Annotated in this window: 20 protein-coding genes and 1 tRNA gene; 9 read left to right on the top strand and 12 right to left on the bottom strand. The window is 55.5% G+C overall.

From position 1 onward, the window contains the following. Nucleotides 1–92 precede the first annotated feature (92 nt). A tRNA-Leu gene (locus tag AAFM46_RS07910) sits at nt 93–175 on the top strand. A gap of 150 nt (nt 176–325) precedes the next feature. After that, on the top strand, nt 326–1,102 hold the full coding sequence (locus tag AAFM46_RS07905; protein ID WP_343317309.1) for a DUF2786 domain-containing protein: 777 nt from the start codon (nt 326–328) through the stop codon (nt 1,100–1,102). A 111-nt stretch (nt 1,103–1,213) separates the two neighbouring features. Here the strand turns inward: AAFM46_RS07905 and AAFM46_RS07900 are convergent, their stop codons facing one another. From AAFM46_RS07900 to AAFM46_RS07890, 3 genes are read right to left on the bottom strand one after another with little or no spacing between them, the layout of a single operon-like run. After that, entirely contained in the window at nt 1,214–2,125 is a 912-nt protein-coding gene (locus tag AAFM46_RS07900) for a MaoC/PaaZ C-terminal domain-containing protein (RefSeq protein ID WP_343317308.1), read from the bottom strand. Then, nucleotides 2,122–3,498: a 3-oxoacyl-ACP reductase gene (locus tag AAFM46_RS07895; RefSeq protein ID WP_343317307.1), complete on the bottom strand. Its 1,377-nt coding sequence runs from the start codon at nt 3,496–3,498 to the stop codon at nt 2,122–2,124. The genes AAFM46_RS07900 and AAFM46_RS07895 overlap by 4 nt, the downstream gene beginning before the upstream one ends. 4 nt (nt 3,499–3,502) lie before the next feature. After that, nucleotides 3,503–4,885 (bottom strand): acetyl-CoA C-acetyltransferase, encoded by a 1,383-nt coding sequence (locus AAFM46_RS07890; protein ID WP_343317305.1) that lies wholly within the window; start codon nt 4,883–4,885, stop codon nt 3,503–3,505. A gap of 71 nt (nt 4,886–4,956) precedes the next feature. Here AAFM46_RS07890 and AAFM46_RS07885 point away from each other — a divergent pair, with 71 nt between their 5' ends. Then, nucleotides 4,957–5,808 (top strand): TetR/AcrR family transcriptional regulator, encoded by an 852-nt coding sequence (locus AAFM46_RS07885; protein ID WP_283528550.1) that lies wholly within the window; start codon nt 4,957–4,959, stop codon nt 5,806–5,808. Beyond that, entirely contained in the window at nt 5,805–7,880 is a 2,076-nt protein-coding gene (locus AAFM46_RS07880; protein ID WP_343320291.1) for an acyl-CoA dehydrogenase, read from the top strand. Before AAFM46_RS07885 ends, AAFM46_RS07880 begins: the two co-directional genes overlap by 4 nt. A gap of 108 nt (nt 7,881–7,988) precedes the next feature. On the opposite strand, the gene AAFM46_RS07875 is transcribed toward AAFM46_RS07880, so the two are convergent. Together AAFM46_RS07875 and AAFM46_RS07870 are read right to left on the bottom strand one after the other, a co-directional pair. Then, the gene (locus AAFM46_RS07875; RefSeq protein WP_343320290.1) at nt 7,989–8,909 is read right to left on the bottom strand and encodes a hypothetical protein; all 921 of its coding nucleotides are present in this window, start codon (nt 8,907–8,909) and stop codon (nt 7,989–7,991) included. Beyond that, a complete protein-coding gene (locus AAFM46_RS07870) occupies nt 8,906–9,625 on the bottom strand; it encodes a DUF6318 family protein (RefSeq protein ID WP_343320288.1) in 720 nt (239 codons plus the stop codon). The genes AAFM46_RS07875 and AAFM46_RS07870 overlap by 4 nt, the downstream gene beginning before the upstream one ends. A 298-nt stretch (nt 9,626–9,923) precedes the next feature. Here AAFM46_RS07870 and AAFM46_RS07865 point away from each other — a divergent pair, with 298 nt between their 5' ends. Beyond that, nucleotides 9,924–12,008, top strand: a complete 2,085-nt coding sequence (locus AAFM46_RS07865) for a DUF222 domain-containing protein (protein WP_343320287.1) — start codon at nt 9,924–9,926, stop codon at nt 12,006–12,008. Nucleotides 12,009–12,064: 56 nt separating this feature from the next. On the opposite strand, the gene glgA is transcribed toward AAFM46_RS07865, so the two are convergent. Further along, nucleotides 12,065–13,267: a glycogen synthase gene (glgA, locus tag AAFM46_RS07860; RefSeq protein ID WP_343320285.1), complete on the bottom strand. Its 1,203-nt coding sequence runs from the start codon at nt 13,265–13,267 to the stop codon at nt 12,065–12,067. Nucleotides 13,268–13,372: 105 nt separating this feature from the next. On the opposite strand from glgA, the gene glgC reads away from it, so the two are divergent. From glgC to pepN, 4 genes are read left to right on the top strand one after another with little or no spacing between them, the layout of a single operon-like run. Next, the gene (gene glgC, locus AAFM46_RS07855; RefSeq protein WP_343320284.1) at nt 13,373–14,803 is read left to right on the top strand and encodes a glucose-1-phosphate adenylyltransferase; all 1,431 of its coding nucleotides are present in this window, start codon (nt 13,373–13,375) and stop codon (nt 14,801–14,803) included. After that, a complete protein-coding gene (locus AAFM46_RS07850) occupies nt 14,800–16,239 on the top strand; it encodes an SDR family oxidoreductase (protein WP_343320282.1) in 1,440 nt (479 codons plus the stop codon). Before glgC ends, AAFM46_RS07850 begins: the two co-directional genes overlap by 4 nt. Next, nucleotides 16,233–17,300, top strand: a complete 1,068-nt coding sequence (locus AAFM46_RS07845) for a putative sulfate exporter family transporter (protein ID WP_343320281.1) — start codon at nt 16,233–16,235, stop codon at nt 17,298–17,300. Before AAFM46_RS07850 ends, AAFM46_RS07845 begins: the two co-directional genes overlap by 7 nt. Before the next feature lie 26 nt (nt 17,301–17,326). Continuing rightward, nucleotides 17,327–20,044, top strand: a complete 2,718-nt coding sequence (pepN, locus tag AAFM46_RS07840; protein ID WP_343320279.1) for an aminopeptidase N — start codon at nt 17,327–17,329, stop codon at nt 20,042–20,044. Here the strand turns inward: pepN and AAFM46_RS07835 are convergent. From AAFM46_RS07835 to AAFM46_RS07810, 6 genes are all read right to left on the bottom strand, one after another. Continuing rightward, a complete protein-coding gene (locus AAFM46_RS07835) occupies nt 20,041–21,123 on the bottom strand; it encodes a tellurite resistance/C4-dicarboxylate transporter family protein (RefSeq protein ID WP_343320278.1) in 1,083 nt (360 codons plus the stop codon). The two genes, pepN and AAFM46_RS07835, sit on opposite strands and share 4 nt — an antisense overlap. Then, entirely contained in the window at nt 21,120–22,181 is a 1,062-nt protein-coding gene (locus AAFM46_RS07830; RefSeq protein WP_343320276.1) for a biotin/lipoate A/B protein ligase family protein, read from the bottom strand. Before AAFM46_RS07830 ends, AAFM46_RS07835 begins: the two co-directional genes overlap by 4 nt. 189 nt (nt 22,182–22,370) lie before the next feature. Beyond that, the gene (locus AAFM46_RS07825; RefSeq protein ID WP_283526879.1) at nt 22,371–22,625 is read right to left on the bottom strand and encodes a type B 50S ribosomal protein L31; all 255 of its coding nucleotides are present in this window, start codon (nt 22,623–22,625) and stop codon (nt 22,371–22,373) included. A gap of 135 nt (nt 22,626–22,760) precedes the next feature. After that, nucleotides 22,761–23,219 (bottom strand): peroxiredoxin, encoded by a 459-nt coding sequence (locus AAFM46_RS07820; RefSeq protein ID WP_343320275.1) that lies wholly within the window; start codon nt 23,217–23,219, stop codon nt 22,761–22,763. Continuing rightward, nucleotides 23,216–24,028, bottom strand: coding sequence for an RNA methyltransferase (locus AAFM46_RS07815; RefSeq protein ID WP_343320273.1), 813 nt, complete (start codon nt 24,026–24,028; stop codon nt 23,216–23,218). Before AAFM46_RS07815 ends, AAFM46_RS07820 begins: the two co-directional genes overlap by 4 nt. Beyond that, complete coding sequence (locus AAFM46_RS07810) at nt 24,025–24,804, bottom strand: sulfite exporter TauE/SafE family protein (protein WP_343320272.1); 780 nt, start codon at nt 24,802–24,804, stop codon at nt 24,025–24,027. The genes AAFM46_RS07815 and AAFM46_RS07810 overlap by 4 nt, the downstream gene beginning before the upstream one ends. Between the last annotated feature and the right edge of the window lie 59 nt (nt 24,805–24,863).

The raw sequence follows: 24,863 nt of genomic DNA, 5'->3' as shown, positions 1-24,863 counted from the left end.
TCTTTCCCCTAAAAGCTGTGCTATTGTTTTCATCGCTGCTGCGGGAGACAACGATTCATCTGAAGAGAAGAATCGATCTCCGGCAATCACCTGCGCGGGTGGCGGAATGGCAGACGCGCTAGCTTGAGGTGCTAGTCCTGGAAACGGGGTGAGGGTTCAAGTCCCTTTCCGCGCACTGACAGACTCCTTGGGAACTTAGGTTCCCAAGGAGTCTTTTTTGTTTCTATACCTGGCGCATGAGTGTCTCGCAGCAGTATCAATGTCCCACAATGGCGGGCCCGAATCCTCGCCTAAGCCCGGGTTGCCAGTGTTGAGGAGTCAGAAGATGATGGAGTCCCACAGCGAAGCCAGCGGAAAGTCAAAAAAGACCCTCACGCTGATCTCCAAACTGTTGGCCAAGGCGGAGAGTACGCCGTTTCCAGCCGAAGCCCAGACCTTCCAAGAGCACGCTGAACGGCTCATGGTTCGCTATGGGATTGAACAGGCCACCATCGATGCAGAAGCGGGTAAGTCAGGCAAGCCACTAGAGCCCATGGTCGAGGAACGCTATGAGTTTCGCGGCCATTACCGGCTTGGCCAGGCCAGGGGTTTGACGGCAGTGGCACTGTCGTTCAATACAGTCCGGGTGTTGCAAGCAACCACCAGGAGCAAGAAGATTGTCTACCTCATTGGGGCTGAATCTGATGTTGGACAAATCCTGCGCCTTTTTGCCTCTCTGCAACAGCAGCTAGAAAGTGCCATGCAGTCTTGGTGGCTTGACTACCCCTACAAGCCATACTTGTCTGCCCATGAGAAGACCCTCGAGCGGCGGCAGTTTCAGTTGGGTTTCCTCAGTACAGTGGCACACCGAATTGCAGCCATCTATAGCGAAGAGGTTGCAGGTGGTGAACCGGGCAACGAGCTAGTTTTGGCCAGCCGATTAGACCGGGCAGATGACCATGTCCAGTTACTTCACCCAGAACTGCGAACAGCACGACGCCAAGCGATCTCCGTGGGATCGCCCGGCGCCCATGCGGCCGGTAGCTTTGCCGGCACTATGGCCATGGTCAATGATGAGGTCAACGCATCAAATCCTCATGTTCTTGCTGCCGGAACCAGCTAGGACGTTGAGTGCCACCCGCGTGCTGTTACGGCGCAGTGGGTGATCCCGGGGATGCACAAGCATAGCTCCGGTTTTCGCTCGTAGGATCTTCTTTCTTCTTATTCTTTTGCTTCAGGGGCAACCGGCAGTCACTGTGCCACTGAAGTACTTCCGGGCGGTGTGCCCGTTCCATGCCGTGAACTCGGAGTTCAGCCACACTCCGTCCTCAGTTCTGTGGTCAAGAACTTCCAGTGACACTGTTGCAGGCAGGAATACGGGCGAATCAAAGGAGATACTCCAGCTGAAAGCATCCGGTTTAGCCTGTGGAACAGTGGCCAAAACGCGGGCAGCCGCGTACATGCCGTGGGCAATTGAGCGATGCAAACCCAGAGCCTTAGCGCTAAGTACGCTCAAATGGATCGGGTTGAAGTCCCCCGAGACAGCCGCATAGGCCCGGCCAGTATCCACCCCAAGTTTCCACTGCGCAGTAGGTACCGGCGGATTGAATTCAATGCGGGCTGGGGCTGCGCTTGGTTTATCCAGCCCAGGCAGGAACACGCCCTTGGCCAAATAAGTTGAGACTCCACGCCACAGCAGCACCGTGCCGTCAGCGTCGTGAATTTCGGCCACGATCTGGACACTTGTGCCGCTTCTATGCCCGGCCAGCTCCCGTGCCCATGCCCGAACAGAGAGTTCGTCGGTGAACAGAACAGGCGCAAAATGCTCCACTTCATTGCGCAAATGAATCATGCCCAACAGTGGAAGTGGAAAATCTTCCTGGACCATGACGCTCATGGCAACGGGAAAAACGAGAGCATGCAGGTAGCCGGACGGTAGCACATCCCTAGCGGGCTCCCCCATCAAGTGAGCGAATTCAGTCACTTTCGCCAGATCTGCCTGCACCCCACGCACCTCAACTGCTCTGGCTGGCAGTGCAACCACGGGTGCGGAGCGGATGAGCCGGCTTTTAGCTGACATGGCTGCGGCGTTGACGTAGAGCTTGGAAAGTGAGGGCATGTGCGTCAGCATGGTCTCGGATGTCATTGTCCCACCAGATTTTGTCCACAAACACGGAGGATATTGGCCGTAACACCCGCCGCACCGGGTTGGGCAAAGAAGGCGATCGCCTCTGCGACGTCGCTAGGCTTGCCACCTTGCTGAAGGCTATTCAAACGACGCGCAACTTCCCGAGTAGCAAAAGGAATCTTGGCCGTCATTTCGGTTTCAATGAAACCTGGTGCAACAGCGTTTACTGTGCCGCCGCCCTGCGCAAGCAAAGGAGCGGTGGCCCGGACCATACCTATGACTCCTGCTTTCGAGGCAGCATAGTTGGTTTGCCCACGGTTGCCGGCAATACCGCTAGTGGAAGATACAGAGATAATGCGTGAGTTTTGCGCAAAGTCACTGCTGCCCAAAAATACTTCATTCATACGCAGCTGAGAGGCGATGTTCACAGCTATCACCGAGTCCCAGCGGGCAGCATCCATATTCGCCAGCAATTTATCTCGCGTAATACCAGCATTGTGCACAACAACGTCGAGCCTGCCATAGCGAGCGATGGCATGTTCTAAGATGCGTTCTCCAGCATCGTGCGTGGTGACGTCCAGCTGGAGTGCTGTGCCGTGAATTTCATTGGCGACGGCGGCCAAATGATCTCCGGCGACAGGAACATCCACCACGATTACTCTTGCTCCGTCACGTGCGAGCGTGCGGGCAATTGCGGCACCTATCCCCCGGGCTGCTCCGGTCACCACTGCAACGTTTCCGTTTAATGGCTTTTCCCAGTCAGTCTCGGCGTTCTCACCCCGCGTAGATGCGGTCAGGAACTGACCGTCAACGAAGGCTGAACGTCCGGAGAGGAAGAAGCGCAGGGCTGACATTGCGCTGGGTGAATCTGCCGAGATGTCATTGGCCAGCAAAATCCCATTGGCGCTAGCTCCGGCACGGAGTTCTTTGGCAAGTGAACGAATGATGCCGTCAATACCGTTACGGGCAGCGGCTACAGCAGGAGTGTCTCTAGCAGTAGCAGTTCGTGAGATGCTGACCACGCGAGCGTTCTTGTTCAAATCCCGCAGAGCCGAGCCCAGGGTGAGCATGGCATCCGAGAGCTGGTCTGGGTGCTCTAACTCATCCAAGACAACAACGATGGCACCAAGTTTTTGTTTTGGTGTCGCATGCCTGCGCACATCCTGCTGCCATTTCAGCAGCACCTTGGCAACGGCGTCGGGCCCTGCTCCCTCGCCTATAACCAAGATTGGGCCCTCAACAAGAGGTGCACCTGGATGATACCGGCGGAGGATGGCCGGCTGGGGTAGACCCAAGCGCTTGGCCAGGTCCTTGCCCAATCCGCGGCTGACGAATTCTGTATACTTATCAGCCTTGTCCCGCAGACCGGCTGTGTTCTTCTCTGCACTCATGTTCCTACCGTGCTTCCAAAATAGCCACGACGCCTTGACCGCCTGCAGCGCACACCGAGATCAGCCCACGTGCCGGGCGTCCATTGACTTGACCCCGTTCGTGGAGCATTTTAGCCAAACTTGCTACGAGGCGCCCACCTGTTGCTGCAAAAGGGTGTCCGGCGGCGAGCGAGGATCCATTGACATTGAGTTTGGCCCGGTCCACGGTGCCAAAGGCGCCGGTGAGGCCCAGTCGCTGGATACCGAAGTCTTCATCAGCCCAGGCTGCGAGGGTGCTCAGAACAGTTCCGGCAAAGGCTTCATGAATTTCAAAGTAATCGATGTCATCAAGTGTCAGCCCGTTGCGTGCCAGTAGTCGGGGTACGGCGAAGGCCGGGGCCATAAGAAGTCCATCCTTGCCATGAACAAAGTCAACTGCTGCCGCTTCCCCGTCAACGACGTCGGCCAAAATAGGCAGGTCTCGTGCCGTTGCCCACTCTTCGGAGGCCAGTAGAACTGTGGAGGCGCCGTCGGTCAGGGGGGTGGAGTTGCCTGCTGTCATGGTTGCCGCGTCACCGAGTGATTTACCGAACGCTGGCTTGAGTTTGGCCAACTTCTCCAAGGTGGAGTCGGCGCGGAGGTTCGAATCGCGTGTGAGTCCACGGAAGGGTGTGATTAGGTCATCGAAGAAGTGGTTCTCGTATGCTGCCGCAAGATTCTTGTGACTGGCAAGGGCAAGTTCGTCTTGAGCTTCACGGCTGATTTTCCATTGGGCCGTGGTGAGCGCTTGGTGGTCCCCCATTGACAGTCCAGTGCGTGGCTCACCCGTGGAGGGAGCGTCGGGAGAAAGGTCCTTGGGCCGGATTCGGCTGAGGATCTTCAGCTTCTGGCCCGTTGTTTTGGCTCGGTTGAGATCAAGCAGAATTCCTCGCAGGCCCTCGCTGACAACAATGGGTGCATCGGATGCAGAGTCCACGCCGCCTGCAATAGCGGAGTCGATCTGGCCCAATTTGATCTTATTGGACAGGCCAATGACTGCTTCCATACCCGTGGCGCACGCCTGCTGCAGGTCGTATGCGGGAGTTGTGGCTGCCAATGCGGAGCCAAGAACTGCTTCGCGAGTGAGATTGAAGTCCCTGGAGTGTTTCAGCACCGCTCCTGCGGCAACTTCTCCGATTTCTTCATCTGCCAAACCGAAACGGGCAATGAGGCCATCGAGCGCGGCCGTCAACATGTCCTGGTTGGACGAATGCGCGTAGGCACCGCCTGACCGTGCGAAGGGGATGCGGTTGCCTCCGACAATGACAGCCTTGCGTGTCACAGGGACTGATGCAGTCTTCCTCGTGGTGGCTGGCTGGCTAGAATCTATCGTCTTGGATTCGTTGCCTGGTGTAGTGGGTGTAGTCATGAAGATCTCTCCTTCGGGAACGCCGTTTGTTACTGATACCCAGCGTACCTGATACGCTGGGTATCGTGAACATGTTGCAGCAAGATCCGGCTACGCCGTCATCTTCCCGAGGGCCCGAGCGGAGCAGCTCCGCACCTGTATCTGCCTCAAGTGAAACTGGAAATAAACGACGTGAGGGGCAAGCAGACACCGCCACGGCTATTGATGGACGCTCGGCGAGATGGGAATCGCACCGTGAGGAACGCCGTCGTGACTTGATCAAAGCGACCCGGCGGGCTATTCACCGTTTGGGACCGGACGCCTCCATGGAAGACATTGCCACTAACGCAGGAACGTCAAAATCGGTTTTTTATCGCTATTTTGGTGACAAGTCCAGACTTAGAAGAGCTGTCGGAACTGTGGTTATTAGGCAAATGCAGGACACCATCTCTGCAGCACGGCAGGGGGCAACTGCGCCAAGGGAAGGCGTGACAGCCATGATCGCCGCCTACTTGAATATGGCGGCAACCTCACCGAACGTTTATTTTTTCGCCACAATCCAAGCCGATGGTGATCCCAACCAGTCGGGTGAATTGAGCGGATTTTTCGACTCCGTAACAGCAATGATCACGGAGCCGCTGCGTCACCTCATGGATGACCCCGACTCGCCATTGCTGGGTTATTGGCCCACAGCCGCTATCGGTCTAATCCGCACTACTGGTGAATTGTGGCTTCAAACTGCAGTTGACCCGAGTAAACCAGATTCACACGCCATGGCTGAGCAGATATCAACGTGGCTTTTCGACGGCGTGGGGCAGTTGGTCTCCCCCACGTCAGCTCCTGCAATAGAAGCAGCTTCAGAGTCCGAACCAGAATCAGCAGCGTCAGTAACAGCAGCGTCAGTAACAACAGCGTCAGTAACAACAGCAGAAGGAAAATCATGAGCAATATAGTGACACCACTTTCTTCCGCCGCCAGCAACCTAGATGCGAGTGTTGACGTTGCCGCGCTTGGCGAAGTCCTCCTTGGCCGATGGGCAGAGGTCAGGTTGGCTGCCCGCGAGCTGGCCGGAAAGCCGGAACTGCATAAAGTTGAAGGAATGACCCACACCGAACACCGGAAACTGGTGTTTGAGCAGATGGGCATTCTGGTGCAGCAGAACGGGGTGCACCGTGCATTTCCCACTCGTTTGGGCGGCAGTGACGACCACGGCGGCAACGTAGCCGGCTTTGAAGAACTCGTCATTGCAGATCCATCCCTTCAGATCAAAGGCGGTGTGCAGTGGGGACTGTTCGGCTCGGCCGTGTTGCACTTGGGGAACGAAGAGCACCAAAATAAATGGCTCCCCGGGATTATGAATCTTCAAATCCCCGGGTGTTTTGCAATGACAGAGATTGGCCACGGCTCCGATGTGGCGTCAATTGCCACCACCGCTACCTACGATGAGGCCTCCGAAGAGTTCGTCATCAACACCCCGTTCCGAGCCGCCTGGAAAGAGTACATTGGCAACGCAGCCGTGGATGGGCTGGCAGCCGTGGTATTCGCTCAACTCATCACCAAGGGCGTGAACCATGGAGTGCATGCACTCTATGTTGAATTGCGAGATCCTGCATCCAAAGAATTCCTCCCCGGGGTACAGGGCCGTGATGACAACATCAAGGGTGGACTCAACGGCATTGATAACGGGCAGCTGGCGTTTAATCACGTTCGGGTCCCCCGCACAAATCTGCTGAACCGATACGGTGATGTAGCTGTCGATGGAACGTACAGTTCACCGATCTCCAGCCCCGGACGTCGATTCTTCACTATGCTTGGCACCCTCGTGCAGGGGCGCGTCTCCTTGAACGGGGCCGCAGTTGCGGCGTCGAAGGTGGCCTTGAAGATTGCTATCCAATACGCCACTGAGCGCCGCCAATTCAACGCCGCCTCAGATACCGAGGAAGTCGTTTTGCTGGACTACCAACGTCACCAGCGCAGGTTGCTTCCGTTGTTGGCTACCACTTATGCAGCCGCCTTCGCCCACGAAGAACTACTGGTGAAGTTCGACGACGTGTTCTCCGGCGCCCACGACACCGACGACGATCGTCAGGATCTGGAAACGCTCGCAGCAGCGTTCAAGTCCCTCACTACTTGGCATGCACTGGATACGTTGCAGGAATGCCGGGAGGCTTGTGGTGGTGCTGGCTTCATGGTGGAGAACCGTTTCACTTCGCTGCGTGCCGACCTTGATGTGTACGCAACTTTCGAAGGTGACAATACTGTCCTGCTCCAGCTAGTAGCCAAGCGTCTACTTGCCGACTATTCCAAGGATTTCCGCAACCTTGATTTTGGTGTCTTGGCACGGTTCGTGGCAGGACATGCCGCCGACCTCACACTGAACAAGACGGGGCTGCGGCAGGTAGGCCAGTTCGTTGCTGACAGTGGCTCAGCGCAGAAGTCTGCAAGAGCTCTGAAGGATGAAGACACTCAACGGCAGTTGCTTGCGGATCGCGTCCAGAGCATGGTTGCCGATATTGCTGGGGCTTTAAAAGAGGCCGCGAAGCTTCCTAAGGCGAAGGGTGCAGCGGTATTCAACGAGAATCAGAATGCCCTGATCGAGGCAGCACGTGCCCATGCCGAGCTTCTGCAGTGGGAGGCGTTCACTACTGCACTGGGCCGTGTTGACGACGCCGGAACCAAGCGGGTCCTGACACGTCTGCGTGATCTATTCGGACTGGGTCTGATCGAGAAACATCTCGACTGGTACCTGATGAACGGGCGTATTTCCATGCAACGTGCACGCACTTTGGCACCATACATCAACCGTATTTTGGCCAAGCTCCGACCTCACGCATTGGATCTGGTAGATGCCTTTGGTTACGGCCCCGAGCATCTGAGAGCAACGATTGCCACGGGCATTGAGCGTGAGCGCCAAGATGAGGCACATGACTACTTCCGCACGCTACGTGCCAGCTCTGATGCACCCATGGATGAGAAGGTGCTCATACAGAGGGCTAAAGCTTCTGCCAAGAAGTAGTTTTTGACGGCAGTACTGCTATTTACCCGACTGCGGGAAATACGACGGCGGTTCCCAAACAAGCTGTTTTGGGAGCCGCCGTCAGTCATTCGCCGGCTTACTGCTTTACTAGCAGCCGATCCCTTGTGGATTTTGGAAGCAATTGTCAGCATAAAGGTTGGTCTCAGCACGCCAGACTATTAGGCCTAACGGAGACGAAAGAATGTTGCCTTGACCCGGGATGGGTAAGACGGGGCCATCGTTAACTGTGTAACTGCCATCGAAATGCGTCGTGAGACCTATGCTAATTTTCCCCGACTCAGTGTAGACATGACTGGTCTGGGTCTGTTCACCGATCCGATCGACGTGCAGCGGCGCACCATGCACAGGTGTAGGACCCCAAACTTCGCCGTCGCCGTAGTCCCATGTGTAGGCAACGGGCGTGGCTGTGATGGTGACCTGCTGGCCGAGAAGTGTGATGGCAAAGGTCTGCGTTGACGCTTCGGCATACACGTTGGTCTCCTTGCCTCGGAGCGTGTGGGGCCCTGGCTGACTGCCAATAGTTGCCCCGGCCACAGGAGTGCGCTGAAACTCATGCGCGATTTGGGCAGCGATTTCCGCGAGGATATCCCGGGGCTTTTCACCGTACACACACTCTGGCCCTGAGTAGTAGTGCCATATAGCTGGACTCATATTCTTTTCGGCGAAGTACCAGTAGATCGCTGTACCCGGTTTTCCCTCAGGATTGCCACTTCCTGTAGAACACGAGGACATGACTGTGGCGCATGCAGGAAAGATACTACTGTCGCCGTCTGCGCAAGCAAGCCTGGCTTCATATGTATACGGGTCCTGGGATCCGACGCCAGGAGATTCGCCGAAAAGATTGTCAGTTCCTGGGATTGAATTCCAAACGTCTGTGTCCACACCGGTGTCATCCCAACTTAGTTCAGAGTCGTGAGAATCAGACGCAAATGCGTAAGAAGGCGTGCCGAGTAAACCGACGGTCAGGATCAAAAGGGTCTGCCACGAGCGTCGCATCGACATGCTCATGAGCCCTTGCTCCCACCAAGGTGTTCCACAGTTAGCGCTATCCACTGTCCCTCTTGATAAAGCCCAACAAGAATATCTCCTTGGGCCCTTGTTACGCCGCGATCGATTGACAGCGATTTGTCCGCGTTGAAGTATTGCACACGCTCTTGACGCGCCAGAGTCGTCGCCTGGTAATTGTCCTTAGGTGTCAGCACAAAGGAAGTGTGCGGCGGATCGATAATTATCTTTCCACCTACAATCCATTTACCCCCTGCATGACCAGCCACAACAGTCTGGCTCATTGCCGCGCAGGTCTTACAGTCCGGTCCGCTCACGGCCATCATGGGGTCCGGATCTCCCGTTTCAAAAGCGTAACCTAGCGTGCTGTACCAGTATTCAGCGAATGCGATGAGCCCGTCTTTGCTGAATTCTTTGGCCTTATCAGGTAGGACGGGGATTGGAACGTTTTGGGCTGGCCCATCAGCAGTTGCTGGCATATAGGCAGCTTCAACGGTCGGCGGCGGGGCAGCCTTACTGGTCGTAGCTCCAGCGCTGGCTATCCCCGAATTTTCTGTCTCCGATGGTGCAGGGACGTTGGGTGTAGATGAGCACGCACTGAGAGTTAGCAGCGTAGAAATGAAGATGGCCATGGCACGAGTCGTTAGTCGTCGATGGATACTCCAAAATGCCGGATTACCAATGTTATTGTGTGTCGTTTCACTGTGGCGCGCACTCATCGTTGCCCCTACTGGTGGTGCTGAGTGGGCAGTATGTCTCAACGTCGGGACTTCCTGCTCTTGGCTTGCTACCAAAGTACACTCGATGCGGCAGACGTGCCAGAACTTATCCACAGTCTGCGCGAATGTCAGCTTTGAAGTGTTGGCAATACTTCAGCTTCCCCATTTTCTAACTTTTCTTTTCCGAAGTTCGACGTGCGAGATTCATCCTTTCCTCCACAGGGCTACCAAGCACGTGCTTGTCCACACATCGCGGATTCCCCCTCACAGTGACCGTGCTTTCCTCTAGAATATAGATATGGGAACAACAGCAAGGACTACGATCGATTCGTTGTCCAATTCGGGTCTGAAGCAGGTTGGCGAGCATGTGCACCAACTCCTCGCACTTGCCGGAGCGTTGGTACGTGCCACCACTAATGCCACTACTAGCGAGCCTGAGAGCGCTTCAACTTCAGACCTGTCTTCTCCAGGGTCTACGGAGCCAACTGCCGGAGAACCGTTCGGTCTGGAACTCAGTCAACTCACTGATAAGGAGTGTGTTAAGTGGGCGCAAGACTTGGAAAAGCTACTTCGTTTTGGGCAGGCACTAGTCGTCCAGACCACGGCCGAACTCTCCCAGCGAGTTGACGCCGGTAGATACGCCACCACAGGCGTTCGGGGAGCTGTGGACATGTTGATGCAAACTTTGACGATCAGTGCGTTTGAAGCCCGCCGTCGAATCCGATTGGCTGAGGTCCTCCTACCAGTTATGGATACTGTGACCGCTAAGATCGCACCGACTGAACAACCAAAGCTTGGCGAAGCGTTTTTCAGAGGAGATGTCTCTCAAGAACAGGCGCTATTGATCTCAAAGTATGTCGAAGAAGCCAGCCGACTCGCGGAGAATGGACGTATCAGTCAAGAAAAGTGCGACAGCGTTCAGGAGGACTTGGTTCAAACAGCTAAGAATGAGGGCCCGGACTTCCTGCGACAGGTAGGCAACCACATGATGAGCCTGTTGGATCCGGACGGCCAGAAACCCAGCCACGCGGATTTAGTGGCTAAACAAGGTATCTACTTCCGTAAGCCTCGGCGTGGACTCATAGCGATTGGTGGTCACCTGACAATCGCGCAGTATGAACAGATCATGGTGATTTTGGATCGCTTTGCCAACCCGAATAAGCGCTCTGATATCAACGCCACCGTTCCAGTAGGGCCGCTGAACCCAGTGCAGTTGGACCCAGTGCAGTTGAACCCAGGGCCGCTGGAGCAACTACGGCAATCTGTTCCACCTAGTCCGTCTCGATCCCAAACTTCTCATGATGCAGAGCCGGGAAGTTTCGAAAGTGACACCTTAGGCTCTGATCACGTCAGGGGCGCCTGCCATAAACCCTTTATTCCTGAGTCGGCGACCCCAACAAGCCAAGAGGCCGCGAATTTCACTCGTCTCAAGTTAGCGTGTCAGGTCGGCAAAAATACTGGCGCTCCTGTGGGTACTGACTTTGACGCTCACGCTGGCGGAGATGACGCGGAAGCTGGCGGTGGTGACGCGGAAGCTGACAGACACGAGACTGGCTGTGGCGACCCACCCTGCCAAGATGCTTATTCGGAATCCCCTGATGCATCACAGTGGCGCATGGATGCCGATGATAGTGGTCGGTTGGGTTCGGCAGCAGAGAACTTTGTCCAAAACCATACAGAGGACTCTGTCCAAAACCATTGGGTGGTTAATGGGGTTCGAATCCCCTTCCCAGATTCAGGTGAAGAGCTGGAGGGAGGCGACCCAATCGATCCAGAGAGTACTGACCCTGCCGTCAAGGACGATAGAACTCGAGCACAGAAACTTCCTGACGGACTACTGGATTGTTTGAAACTAGCCGCCCGCACGGACAAACTGCCTCTGAACGGTGGGCTGAAGGCACAGTTGATTATTTCCACCCGGCAGGAAGACCTTGACCGACATGACGGAACCGGGACGGCATTCACGCAGTACAGCGGTCCTGTGCCACTGGCGTTATTCGACCAGTCGTTATGTGACCCAGAAATAATCCGTTTGGGCCGGGGAGAGGGTCAAGAGGTTCTCAATGTCGGACGGAATCAGCGCCTATTTACAGCCGCACAGCGCAAAATCCTGTTTGCGCGTGATCTCGGGTGTTGCTTCCCCGATTGCACCATCCCGGCACCTTGGGCGGAAGCGCACCACATCATTCCTTGGCACGATGGAGGCGAAACCAACATTGACAATGCGGCGCTCCTTTGCGGTTATCACCATACCCTTGTCCACCAAAGTGACTGGACTATGAAACTGCTTAACGGCATCCCGCTCTTCACAGCCCCTTACCTGCTCGACCCCATGGGAACGCAGCGCCGCAACCGCTATCACCACGGCATTGAAAGTAGATAAGAACACCACAGGAACAAGAATAGGAACCTGTAGGTAAATCCCTGCCGGTGCGATGATCAGTCTTGCGGAAGCACGCTCTTATAAACTTCCAATGTTTGCTCCACGATCGATTCCCACGAGAAATGTTCCGTTGCGCGCTGGCGACCTCTTTGACCCATTTCTCGTGCACGGTTGGGGTCATTCACCACTTCAATCATGGCTGCGGCAAAGTCGGCGACAAACTTATCCGGATCCAGCGGTGTCCCCGTCCCATCCCCTACCTGCGCCAACGGAACAAGCAGCCCGCTCTCACCATGGGCTACAACCTCAGGGATGCCCCCGGTTGCGCTAGCAACAACTGCGGCGCCGCAAGCCATGGCCTCCAGATTAACAATGCCAAGTGGCTCATAAATTGAAGGGCAGGCAAATACGGTTGCATGACTTAAGACCTGGATTAGTTCAGCGCGAGGCAGCATGCGTTCAATGACAATCACGCCATCGCGCTGTGCCCTCAAACCTGCAATGAGCTCATTCACCTCAGCGCCTAGTGCCGGAGTGTCTGCAGCCCCTGTACAGAGCACCAGCTGAACTTCTGGCGGCAGCGCAGCAGCGGCCTTTAGTAAGTACGGCAATCCCTTTTGGCGCGTAACTCTACCTACCCAAACAACGCTGGGACGTTCGGGATCAATTCCAAGGCCACGAACAAGGTCATCCTTCTCATCACGCTGCCACGCTGCAACGTCGATGCCATTGTGAATGACCCTTACTTTTGCAGGATCCACATCGGGATAACTGCGCAAGATGTCTTGGCGCATGCCATCGGATACGGCAATAATCGCTGCAGCACCCTCGTACGCCGTCTTCTCAACCCACGACGAAATGGCATAGCCGCCACCAAGCTGCTCAGCTTTCCATGGCCGCAGGGGTTCCAAGCTATGGGCGCTGAGTACGTGCGGAATCCCGTGCATCAAGGCAGAAATATGACCAGCCATATTGGCGTACCAAGTGTGAGAGTGCACAAGATCGGACCCGTCAATCGCGCCAACGATTTGCAAGTCCACACCAAGTGTTTGGACGGCTGGGTTCGCATCGGCGAGTTCAGGGAGGTTGCCATAGGATGCAACTACTGCCCCATGGAAGTCCGGCTCTCGCAGATGACCAAAAGCATGAATATGCAAATCAACTTTTGCAGCGAGGACCCGGCTGAGCTCAGCAACATGTACACCGGCACCTCCATAGATCTCCGGCGGAAATTCCTTTGTCACAATGTCTATACGCACACTCTCAAGGTAGTCTGTCGGGACACTTTTGTTCTAGTGTGAAGTTGTTGTGACCCTTAACTGGCACAGCGGAGTGCACAATATCGAGCTCTCGGAGGTTGGATCATGTCAGTCAAGAAAGTTCTGGCGATCGTACTAGCAGGCGGTGAGGGTAAACGTCTGATGCCCTTGACAGCAGACCGTGCTAAACCAGCCGTACCCTTTGCGGGTTTTCGATTGGTTGATTTTGCTTTATCAAATCTTGCGAATTCAGGTTATTTCAAGATAGTGGTGTTGACGCAATATAAGTCACACAGTTTGGATCGACACGTCTCTGAAACGTGGCGTATGTCTACGCAGTTGGGCAACTATGTTGCCTCAGTACCGGCGCAACAAAGGCGTGGCAAGAGCTGGTTTCTAGGCAGCGCCAACGCCATTTACCAGTCAATGAACCTCATTGGCGACGCTGAACCCGACATCGTTGTTGTGGTGGGCGCCGATCATGTGTACCGCATGGACTTTGAACAAATGGTTGAAAGCCACATCAATTCAGGTGCCCGGGCCACTGTTGCTGCCGTACGTCAACCCCTGGATATGGCCGATCAATTTGGTGTCATCGAGGTTGATGGCGGTGAAGTTCCTGGCGCCATTGGTGCGCATAAGATTTCGGCGTTTGTGGAGAAACCGGAGTCAACTCCCGGACTTGAGGACGCACCCGATCAGTTCCTAGCTTCCATGGGAAACTACGTTTTTGACACGGACGCGCTTGTCGAAGCATTGGAGCACGACGCCGTCAAAGAAAATACGAAGAACGACATGGGCGGGGACATTATTCCGTACTTCGTAGAACGTGGCGAAGCCTTCGTTTATGACTTCTCCACTAACGACATCCCTGATGCCACGGACAGAGACCGCAACTACTGGCGGGACGTCGGCACCATTGACTCCTACTATGACGCACATATGGACCTGATCTCCCCGTTGCCAATCTTCAACTTGTACAACAGGGCCTGGCCCATCTTCACGCGCAACACGACATCGCCGCCAGCCAAGTTCGTTCGGGGCGCTCATAATTCCGTGGGCACTGCATTAGATTCCATCGTGGCGCCTGGCGTTGTAGTATCCGGCGGAGTGGTTGAGAACTCGGTACTCTCCAACGACGTTTACGTTGCCACGGGCGCCCGTGTCCAAGATTCAGTCCTCATGGACAAAGTCACTATTGGGGCTGGTGCCGTAGTGCGCCGTGCGATCATTGACAAAAACGTCAAGATTCCTGCTGGAGCGGCTATTGGTCTGGACCATGACCTTGATAGATCCCGCGGATTTGCGGTCACTGAATCGGGGATCACAGTTCTGAGTAAAGGCCAACTTGTCCCGAATCCCGATGCTACGGAGCTCGCGTTATCACGGACTGCGGCTGCGGAACTACCCGAAGCTCTGGTCTTGGCCGTAGGGCTTGATCAGGTGGCACAGGAGACCATGGATCTGGTGGTGGAGAACCAGATATCCGCAATTGGGTCTGCGACATCCGGTGAAGAGGCTAAAATCATTGGGTGACTGCACCTGACTTAAGCCCCGAAGAGATCCAAAATTGTTTGAAAGTTTTGGAGAATATCCATGTCTATGACGAAGAACATCCGGACTATGTACTGGTTCGCCGGGCCACAGGAAAGATGTTCAAGGCAGTCAAACGATACCGCCGCACCGTGAAACGTGATGCTGTCAATGATGCAGACAAGGCAGTTATTGCTAAAACTGCCACGGCAGCACCTGACCGCATAGACGATGAAACTCGGGGCAATAAGCTCAGGCCCTCCACTACAGGAGATACGGCGGGGACACTAAAACGTCCCCGCCCGTGCTACATCTGTAAGCAGCACTACACACAGGTGGACGCGTTCTACCATCAGCTGTGCCCCGATTGTGCTGCATTCAATCATTCCAAACGTGACGCACGTACTGACCTTCGCGGCAAGAGGGCTCTTTTGACAGGCGGCCGTGCCAAAATTGGCATGTACATTGCCCTGCGGCTTCTACGCGATGGCGCCCACACCACGATCACCACACGCTTCCCCAAGGATGCAGCACGTCGTTTTGCGGCCATGGAAGACAGTGGCGAATGGCTCCACCGGCTTCGGATCGTAGGAATTGACCTGCGGGACCCCACTCAGGTGGTGGCCTTGGCGGACTCACTGAACGAGGCCGGCCCCCTAGAAATCATCATCAACAATGCTGCACAGACAGTACGCCGTTCAGGAAACGCCTACGCTCCCCTAGTCGATGCCGAACTTGAAGAGCTCCCGACGGACACGCCCATGCCAGAACTGGTCACGTTCGGTCACGCACACGACAAACACCCCTTGGCACTGGCCACCCAGATGATGGAACAACCTAAACTTGGTGGCGATGAAATTGCGGCACTAGCACTCTCGATGGGTGCGGCGTCGTTAGAACGTATTGAGGCAGGCACAGCTATTGATGCTGGCGGACTGGTACCGGATAAGGCTGAGATCAACAGCTGGACTCAAGTGATTGACCAAGTTGACCCGCTGGAAATGCTAGAAGTTCAACTCTGTAATGTCACAGCGCCGTTTCTTCTGGTTTCCAGGCTGCGTCCGGCCATGAAAGCCTCCACCGCCCACCGAAAATATATTGTGAATGTTTCGGCGATGGAGGGACAATTCTCCCGCGCCTACAAAGGACCTGGTCACCCCCACACAAACATGGCAAAGGCTGCATTGAACATGCTCACCCGGACTAGTTCCAAGGAGATGCTAGAAGCCGACGGAATCCTCATGACAGCTGTTGATACAGGCTGGATCACCGACGAGAGGCCCCACTACACAAAGGTGCGCCTGGCTGAGGAAGGCTTCCACGCTCCTTTGGACTTGGTTGACGGGGCTGCTCGTGTTTACGACCCCATTGTGATGGGCGAGTCTGGTGAAGACCAATACGGTGTCTTCCTCAAGGATTACAAGGTCAGCCCATGGTAAATCCGGAAGGTAAAAGGAGCGGTTCAAGAGAGCAGATCCTTGTTATTGCACCAGGGCTGGCTGTGGCACTGGCAGCGGTTGCCGTATCTCTGCTGCTGCACAGCCTGGTGCCGATGCTCCCTGCCATGACCATCGCCGTCGTGCTTGGGATTGCCGCAGTGAACCTGCCCGGGACCTCGACGCTGTGCCAAGGACCGTGTCGTGCCGGATTAAACTTCGCGGGCAAGCATTTCATGCGCGCTGGCATTGTCTTCCTGGGCCTCAAGCTCAGTCTCGGAGACATCATGGACCTAGGCTGGCTGAGTGTGGGCCTGGTCGTAGCAGTTGTGTTGCTCAGCTTTGCCGGCACACTGGTCCTGGGGAAGCTGTTCAAGCTAGAAGGCGACACTCCCCTTCTGATTGCAACTGGGTTTTCCATTTGCGGGGCTTCGGCTATCGGAGCCATGGCCGCCGTCAAGGGAACAAAACATGAAGATACTGTGCTGCCAGTGGCATTAGTGACCCTATGCGGCACCCTGGCGATAGGTATTTTGCCACTTCTGATGAATCCGCTAGGACTTTCACCACTGGAATTTGGTCAGTGGGTTGGTGCCGGAGTTCACGATGTGGGTCAGGTAGTGGCCACCGCCCAAACGGCTGGAGCTGTTGCGCTGAGCGCGGCGGTGGTGGTGAAGCTGACTCGCGTTGTGCTGTTGGCACCCATCGTGGGTGTGGCCGGGGCGATCGAGCGCAAACGCCAAGCACGTGCTCTTGAACTCCAACGCGCTGGAAACGTGGAGACTGCCACGAGCACCCGTTTTCCTCCGGTCATTCCAATGTTCGTGGTTGGCTTTCTATTGATGGCAGCTCTGCGCACCACCGGGTGGCTACCTGAATCGGGTATTGAAGCCGGTGCCCTTGCCCAGGACATCGCCTTGGGGGCTGCTCTCTTTGGCCTTGGCTCCAGCGTACGGGTACGTGATCTGCTGAATACAGGAGCCCGTGCAACCGTCATGGCCTTGTGTTCCTGGCTGCTGATTGGGACCCTGGCGTTTGGGGCTGTGCACCTGATGAACATCTGACTTAGAGTCCATGATTGAATGAAATAGTGTCCAATCATAATCTTCTGCGCAATGAAGCTGCAGACCGCAAATCACTTCTCACCGTCCACTCCTATGATGTGGACCTCGACTTAGGTTTGGCCGGTGACCTGAGTGTCGCCGGGTTCCCAAGCCGCAGCACAATACTGTTCGCTGCCGATCTATCAGCCGGCGACTCTGCCGATGCTGCCAACACCGCTGAAACATTCCTTGACTTCATCGGTTTGAGCGTTGAATCGGTAGTCCTTAACGGTGCGAACCTGAATCTGGCTGACGTGGTTGTTGGCTCACGCATTCGTTTGCCGTCGCTCCAGGCTGAGAATGAAGTTGTTGTGTGTGCTACTGCCGCGTATTCGCGCAGTGGCGAAGGCCTGCACCGGTTCGTGGACCCTGCAGATGGCAGGACATACACGTACACACAGTACGAGCCAGCTGATGCGCGGCGTGTTTTTGCAAACTTTGAACAACCAGATTTGAAGGCCCCGTTTACTTTCCATGTGACTGCTCCGGCGGGTTGGGAGGTAGCATCCAACCAATCGGTAAGCCGATATGTGGGCCCGGATGGTGAGAGTGCTCCTGTAGCGGAGAGTAACTTGCTTAATCAGGGACAGGATGCGCCAGTGCTAACGGCACGCTGGGATTTTGCCGCCACCCTTCCCATCTCCACTTACATCACCACGGTGTTGGCGGGGCCGTATTTCAAAGTGGAGGAGCACTTTTCGATGGTCTTTGGTGCAGAAAGTGCACACCAGGGACAGCGGCTGGACATCCCACTTGCCGCATATTGCAGGGCATCCCTCGCGCCGCACTTTGACGCGGCGGAGATTTTCAAGGTCACTAAAGATGGCTTGTCATACTTCAACGAACTCTTTGACCACCCATACCCGTTCGGTAAATACGATCAGGCGTTTGTGCCTGAGTACAACTTGGGCGCCATGGAAAATCCGGGCCTTGTGACGTTCACGGAAGCGTACGTGCATGAGTCCCGAGCCACCGATACGGCTTACCAACAACGTGCCAACACGATCATGCACGAGATGGCGCATATGTGGTTTGGCGATCTTGTCACGATGACGTGGTGGGATGACCTGTGGTTGAAGGAATCCTTTGCTGATTACATGGGTCACTTGGCTGTTGCCGAGGCGACACCGTGGGGTGCCAAGTCCTGGACCATGTTTGCCAGCCGTCGTAAGGCGTGGGCCTATGTACAAGACCAGCTCCCCACAACCCACCCCATCGTTGCTGATATCACCGACCTTGAAGCCGCCAAGGCTAACTTTGACGGGATCACGTACGCTAAGGGCGCCTCAGTGCTCAAGCAGCTTGTTGCGTACGTGGGCCATGAGGCCTTCATCGCCGGTTCAAGAGAATATTTCGCTGCCCACGCGTATTCAAACACCACTTTGGCGGACCTCTTGGATCCGCTGAGTACAGCTTCCGGGAGAGATTTGGGGACGTGGGCCAGCCAGTGGCTGCAGACCTCCGGTATGTCCACGCTCACCCCCGTCATTGACACAAACAATGGCAAGGTGACTTCCGTTGGGATCCGACAAGAAGCTATTGATCCGGTCACTGGTGCCCAAGCGCTGCGTCCTCACCGGTTGGCGGTTGGCTGCTTTGATTACGACGGCGGATCTCTTGTCCGCACACACTCGGTCACCTTGGATGTGGTTGGCGAGGTGACGGAGGTGCCAGAGTTTATTGGCGTGGCAACACCGGCATTGCTACTGGTCAATGACGAGGATCATAGCTATGCCAAGGTCAGGCTCGACGCCGGATCCCTTGCCACCGCGCTTCGTTCCGTTGGAAAAATGATAGACCCGCTAGCTCGCAGCCTTGTGTGGTCTGCACTGTGGAATGAGACACGGGACGGGCTTCTTCCTGCGTCGGTTTACCTTCGCGCAGTGGTGGATCACGCCGGGGGTGAAAACGATGTTAGCCTGCTGCAAACCTTGGCGGACAACGCTGTTTACGCACTGCATTATTACTGTGCCCCAGCTGAGCGCGCGTTGGCTATGGACATGCTGCTCGCTGGCATTGGGCGGCACCTGAACCAGGCGCAGCCAGCAAGCGACGAGCAGTTGGTGTGGGCGCGCACCCTCGCGATTGTGGGTCGCTGCAGTGACGCGGTGGTGCAGATTAGCCGGGACTTGCTGGCAGGAACACACGTGCCGGCCGGATTGGCTGTTGATGGTGGCCTGCGTTGGCTGTTGTGGCAGCAGTTGGCTTCCCGGGGAGCAGCCACCCAAGCGGAACTGGATGAAGAACTGGCGGCAAACACTACCGCCGAACACAGGGCGAGTCATTGTGCCGCTACAGCCGCACTGCCTGAGCTGGCCCTGAAACAACGTCGCTGGAGTGAAGCCGTCGATGAGGATACGCTCAGCAATGAACTCCTCAGCGCTACTATCGCCGGATTCTCGATGGCGGGGCTAATCGCTGGTGAGAGAGAGCTAATTGAATCGTTCGTGGAACCCTATTTTGTGCAGATTGAACGTATCTGGTCTGAGCGCAGTCTGGAAATGGCTGGGCGGGTAGTCCGGGGATTGTTCCCGCTGCAGCAAGATCTTGTCTCTGGGACTTCTCCTGGTGATCACCCGGTGATGGTTCGAACCGATGCCTGGTTGGCAGACCACCCCCATGCATCCACCGGGCTGCGACGCATGGTGCGCGAACAGCGTGACCAGCTACTACGGGCCCTCAACGCCCAAGCGGTTAGCGCCTAGATAATCTGTGCGCCTTTGTCCGGTTCGTGTTTAAGCACCCATCGGGCAAAGGCAAGCAGCATGCCAGCCACAACTATTAGCCATGCTGCGACCGCCACCCACGTGGCAACGTCGCCTACGAAGGTGACAAGCGGCATTTGGTTTTCAGTGCCAAAACGGAATGTTGCTACGGCGAACATTCCTAACGGAAACACAATTGACCACAATGCGGTGCTGTATCGCAAGGGTTGGCGCCGCACTATATGGTGCCAGAAGCCGAAAGCCACGAGAAGCGGAACCCACCACAGGCCAAAGGCCCACAGCAGGTAGCTCAGGCCGCCCACAGTTGGACCGGCCAAATGCACAACCGGGATATCCGCCGGCAGATGCAGGATCATTGAACCGGCCAGGACGGTGATGGCGGTGGCCCCCATAAAGATCCAGTTGGTGGGCACTATGCCACCAAGATTTTCACCACCTGTAAGGAGTCGGAGTACAACCATGGTGGTGAGCGTCAGGTACAGCATGATCCCTACGCCCCAGAATGCTACAGCAGCATCGCTGAGAAGCCGCACAGTACTTCCGCCAGTTGCTAGGGAGGCTGCGGCCATGGAGATCGACTGCGTGGAGACAACCCAGAGAAACCAGGTGCCGTCCACAGGGAGCAGCCGGGGACGTAAGCTCTCTCCCATTTCTGTTCGCAGCATCATTGACAGGGGGACTCCGTACGCCAAGAACAGCCAGAGCACAATACTTATTGCGGCCAGAATCCATGTGGCTTGTGGTGCGACGGGATGAAATCCAATGCCAACAACGTTAATGGCTGCTACCAGTGTCAGGTAACCGAAGCCTTTGTGTGGATTGCGAAAGTCAGCCGCGGCATCAGCATTGTGGGTAACAAGGCGACCAATGAGTCCAATAAAGAGCAGCAGCAAAGCAACAGCCGCTATCCATAACAAGATCGTGGCTGCAACGCTCCAGCCAGCGTCGAGAAGTGAGGCAGAAACAATTCCGGTAGCCATGACGAAGGCAAAGGAAGCAGGTGGCTGATTGGGCCACCAAGACAGCGCTCGTGGTGAATCTTGGGAAGAAGCGCTCATGTAATTCTGTGCAGCCACTCCGTAGTGCCAAATTTACGCTCCACACGGTGTGCCGCCTCGGCAAGTTCGGTATCAGTGAGGAATGCTGCACGGGCACCATAACGATCAATGAATGTCTCTGACATGCGCTCAAGAATGTCTTGGCGGCTTAGCCCACTCTGGCGGCGCAAAGGATCTACACGCTTCTTGGCGGATCGGGTGCCCTTATCTGAGAGCTTCTCTTTCCCGATGCGCAGGACCTGAATCATTTTTTCCGCATCAATGTCATAGCTCATTGTCACGTGATGGAGCATTGCTCCGTTGCTGAGTCGCTTCTGGGCTGCGCCGCCAATTTTACCGGCGCTGGTGGCAATGTCGTTCAGCGGCACATAGAAAGCCTCGATGCCCATCGACTCAAGAGCAGCTAATACCCAGGCATCAAGAAATTTGTAGGAGTCCTCAAAAGTGAGTCCATCAACGAGAGTCTGGGGAAGGTACAACGAATAGGTGATGCAGTTACCTGCTTCCATGAACATGGCACCGCCACCACTGATCCTGCGGACAACGTGAATACCATGCTTCTCCACCCCGATGGGGTCGAGTTCATTGCGGACGGACTGGAAGCTGCCGATAACAACCGAGGGTTCTTCCCAGTCCCAAAAACGGAGGGTTGGGTTTCGTCTACCCGCTCCCACTTCCTCGGTGAGGATCTCATCCAAGGCGACATTGATGGCTGTTGGCAGGACAGTTGGCGCAATAATGTCCCACTCATGGTCAATCCAGCTTGTTGCCTTGGTCAGTGCTCTGCGCACTGCTATGGACACGGCCTGCGCTGAAAATCCAAACAGCACCGCGTCCGCAGGGAGGGCAGCCGTGATGGCGCTGGCGAATTCAATAGCGGGCAGTTCAATAGCTAAACCGTTCAGGGCAGCATTGATGTCATCCAGCGCCTCATCTGGCTCAAGGAAAAAATCACCACTGACCTGGACCTCATCAAGGAGACCATGCTTGACCGTGCAGTCAACCACGACCAATTTGCCGCCATGCACCTTATATTCACCATGAAGTTGCGTTGCCATGCCTCCATCTTCCCCGCTGTCAGCTCTTCTGTGCAAAATTCTTCTGTGCAAAATTGACTCGCTTTATGTCTTTCGGTCTTTCGGTCAGGGCACCAGAGATGATTTCTTGGTGCTGTGATGACATGAAAACAGGGCCCGCACCGTATAGTGCGAACCCTGTCTAAAACAAAAAACTGTTGGAAAGAAGTACTACTTCTTGCCGAAGCCTGCGAAGCGGGCGTTGAAGCGCTCCACGCGGCCGGCGCTGTCCATGATGCGCTGCTTGCCCGTGTAGAACGGGTGTGACTCTGAAGAGATTTCCACGTCGATAACGGGGTAGGTGTTGCCATCTTCCCACTCGATGGTCTTCTTGGACGTCGCCGTGGAGCGCGTCAGGAACTTGGTATCTGAAGCCAAGTCATTGAAAACGATGGCTTCATACTTCGGGTGGGTGTTCTGCTTCACTGTAAACCTCAGAGTGTTATCGTCTGGTTTTTGCCAGACTGATGAATGGTATGGGCACTAGGCCCAGCTAGAAACTTTACCGCTTGGAGCCGAATTCACCAAGCTGGAGTCTGCAGCAGCATCCGGGTTGCTGTGTTAGCCCATTGTGGCGAGAGCAGCCAGTGCCTGATCGGCATGTAAATTCATATTTGTTTCACTGGAGACTGCGAAACGCAGAATTCTGTTTGTATCAACAATGAAGGTGGCTCTTTTGGTGGGTAGGGATTTCGCTAATAGGCGACGCCGTACTCCGAACAAGTCGGCTACCTCGCCTTTTGTGTCGCTCAGCAGTGGGTAGCTGAGGTTGTTTTTCGTGGCAAAGTTCAGCTGTTTGGTTTCAGAGTCCGTGCTGATGCCCACAATGGCGGCGCCCGCCTCCGCGAACTCGGCCTGCAAATCCCGGAAATGGCAGGCTTCCTTGGTGCATCCTCCGCTGCCAGCCAGCGGGTAAAAGAAAATAACTAAAGGACCATCGGCGCTTAGTTCGGAAAGAGTCCTGACCATTCCATGTTGATCAGCCAAAGAAAAATCCGGTAATTTCTCATCTAAGTTCATGTTTCTACACTACCCGCGGTGGCGAAAAAGGCTACAGCACACGCTGCTGCCACATTGAGCGAATCAACGCCGGCGCACATGGGGATCATCACGGTGTGATCGGCTCGTGCCAGTGTCTGGGCACTGAGCCCGTCCCCCTCTGTACCCACCACCAATGCCAGCTTTTGCTCATTGCGGGCAGCAAGTTCGTGAATGGTGAGCGAGTCCTTCACGAGGGCAAGTGCAGCCAAGGTAAATCCTTCTTCATGGAGCATGGCCAAACCCGCCGGCCATTCCGGCAGCCGTGCCCATGGGACTTGAAATACCGCACCCATACTGACCCGGATACTGCGCCGGTAAAGGGGGTCCCCACAACGGGGGCTAATGAGAACTGCATCTATTCCCAATGCGGCAGCAGATCGGAAAATCGCACCAATATTAGTGTGATCCGTAACGTCTTCCAGCACGGCAATCCGCCGGGACCCGGCCAGTAGAGCCGGGATGTTGCGCGCATCTGGACGGTGCATGGCAGCCATAGCGCCGCGATGAAGGTTGAAGCCGGTAATTTCCGTCAGAATTGCGCTGGACCCTACGAAGGCGGGAACGTCGTCGTACTTTTCTAAAACATCAGCCATCTCCGGTAACCATTTTTCTGCCAGGAAGAAGGATCTGGGCCGGTGACCCGCCTCCAAGGCCCGGCGCAGGACTTTGGGGCTTTCGGCGATATACAGGCCTTCTGCGGGCTCTTTGGTCTTGCGTAATTGGACGTCGGTGAGGGAAACGTAATCACTGACGCGAGGATCGCCGGCATCCTGCAGGACGATGATCATGCAATCACCAATTTTTGTATCATGAAGAACAAAGCAACCAATCCGAGGGCGACAATAACCGTGCGCAACACCACGGGCGGCAATCTGCGACCGATCTTTGCGCCAACAAAACCACCAATGAGCGAGCTGACTGCGATCAAACCAACCACGATCCAGATGATCTTCTCGGGGGCGAACAGCAAGTAGGAAATAGCCGCAATGACGTTCACGCTCAGTGAGAGCACGTTCTTGACGGCGTTCGCGTTTTGCAAAGTTCCACTCATAAAGATGCCAAGGATCGCTACCAACAGCACTCCCTGAGCCGCAACAAAATAGCCGCCATAGATTCCCGCCAGAAACACCAAGGCCACCATTAGCGCATCATGAGAGCGGACGGATGTGGCATTGCCGCGACGGGCCTTCACGGCAGCCTGCAGCCGGGGCTGAAAAATTACCAATGCCAGTGCAAAGACAATCAGCACGGGGGCAACAACGTGGAAAACTTCTTCAGGTAGATGCAGCAGGAGGTACGCCCCTGTTATCCCGCCCAGTACCGACGCAGGCATCAGACGGACAAGATTGGGGCCCATCCCTCGCAGCTCGCGACGATAGCCCCACGTGCCGGAAACTCCGCCAGCAATTAAACCCATTGCATTGCTGACCACTGCCATGACGGGAGCGATCCCCAAGGCGATCAAGATGGGGAAGGTAACAAGAGTCCCCGAGCCAACCACTGTGTTGATGGTGCCGGCCCACAGACCGCCTAGCAGGATGAAAAATGACTCAAGCGCGTTCACAGCTCTGGCGGGATCCTATGCGGTTTCGGTGGCCTACTAAAAAACTTATCGCGAAATAC

Origin of the sequence: Arthrobacter sp. TMP15 (assembly GCF_039529835.1) — a bacterium.
Lineage (GTDB): Bacteria > Actinomycetota > Actinomycetes > Actinomycetales > Micrococcaceae > Specibacter.
The sequence above is the reverse complement of the archived record's forward strand: the minus strand, read 5'-3'. Positions and strand labels throughout refer to the sequence as shown.

What these genes read in the sequence shown, in the direction of transcription:
- AAFM46_RS07905 (WP_343317309.1), top strand. Translation starts at nt 326, where the DNA reads ATGATGGAGTCCCACAGCGAAGCCAGCGGAAAGTCAAAAAAGACCCTC.
- AAFM46_RS07900 (WP_343317308.1), bottom strand. Translation starts at nt 2,125, where the DNA reads ATGACATCCGAGACCATGCTGACGCACATGCCCTCACTTTCCAAGCTC.
- AAFM46_RS07895 (WP_343317307.1), bottom strand. Translation starts at nt 3,498, where the DNA reads ATGAGTGCAGAGAAGAACACAGCCGGTCTGCGGGACAAGGCTGATAAG.
- AAFM46_RS07890 (WP_343317305.1), bottom strand. Translation starts at nt 4,885, where the DNA reads ATGACTACACCCACTACACCAGGCAACGAATCCAAGACGATAGATTCT.
- AAFM46_RS07885 (WP_283528550.1), top strand. Translation starts at nt 4,957, where the DNA reads ATGTTGCAGCAAGATCCGGCTACGCCGTCATCTTCCCGAGGGCCCGAG.
- AAFM46_RS07880 (WP_343320291.1), top strand. Translation starts at nt 5,805, where the DNA reads ATGAGCAATATAGTGACACCACTTTCTTCCGCCGCCAGCAACCTAGAT.
- AAFM46_RS07875 (WP_343320290.1), bottom strand. Translation starts at nt 8,909, where the DNA reads ATGAGCATGTCGATGCGACGCTCGTGGCAGACCCTTTTGATCCTGACC.
- AAFM46_RS07870 (WP_343320288.1), bottom strand. Translation starts at nt 9,625, where the DNA reads ATGAGTGCGCGCCACAGTGAAACGACACACAATAACATTGGTAATCCG.
- AAFM46_RS07865 (WP_343320287.1), top strand. Translation starts at nt 9,924, where the DNA reads ATGGGAACAACAGCAAGGACTACGATCGATTCGTTGTCCAATTCGGGT.
- glgC (WP_343320284.1), top strand. Translation starts at nt 13,373, where the DNA reads ATGTCAGTCAAGAAAGTTCTGGCGATCGTACTAGCAGGCGGTGAGGGT.
- AAFM46_RS07845 (WP_343320281.1), top strand. Translation starts at nt 16,233, where the DNA reads ATGGTAAATCCGGAAGGTAAAAGGAGCGGTTCAAGAGAGCAGATCCTT.
- AAFM46_RS07835 (WP_343320278.1), bottom strand. Translation starts at nt 21,123, where the DNA reads ATGAGCGCTTCTTCCCAAGATTCACCACGAGCGCTGTCTTGGTGGCCC.
- AAFM46_RS07830 (WP_343320276.1), bottom strand. Translation starts at nt 22,181, where the DNA reads ATGGCAACGCAACTTCATGGTGAATATAAGGTGCATGGCGGCAAATTG.
- AAFM46_RS07820 (WP_343320275.1), bottom strand. Translation starts at nt 23,219, where the DNA reads ATGAACTTAGATGAGAAATTACCGGATTTTTCTTTGGCTGATCAACAT.
- AAFM46_RS07815 (WP_343320273.1), bottom strand. Translation starts at nt 24,028, where the DNA reads ATGATCATCGTCCTGCAGGATGCCGGCGATCCTCGCGTCAGTGATTAC.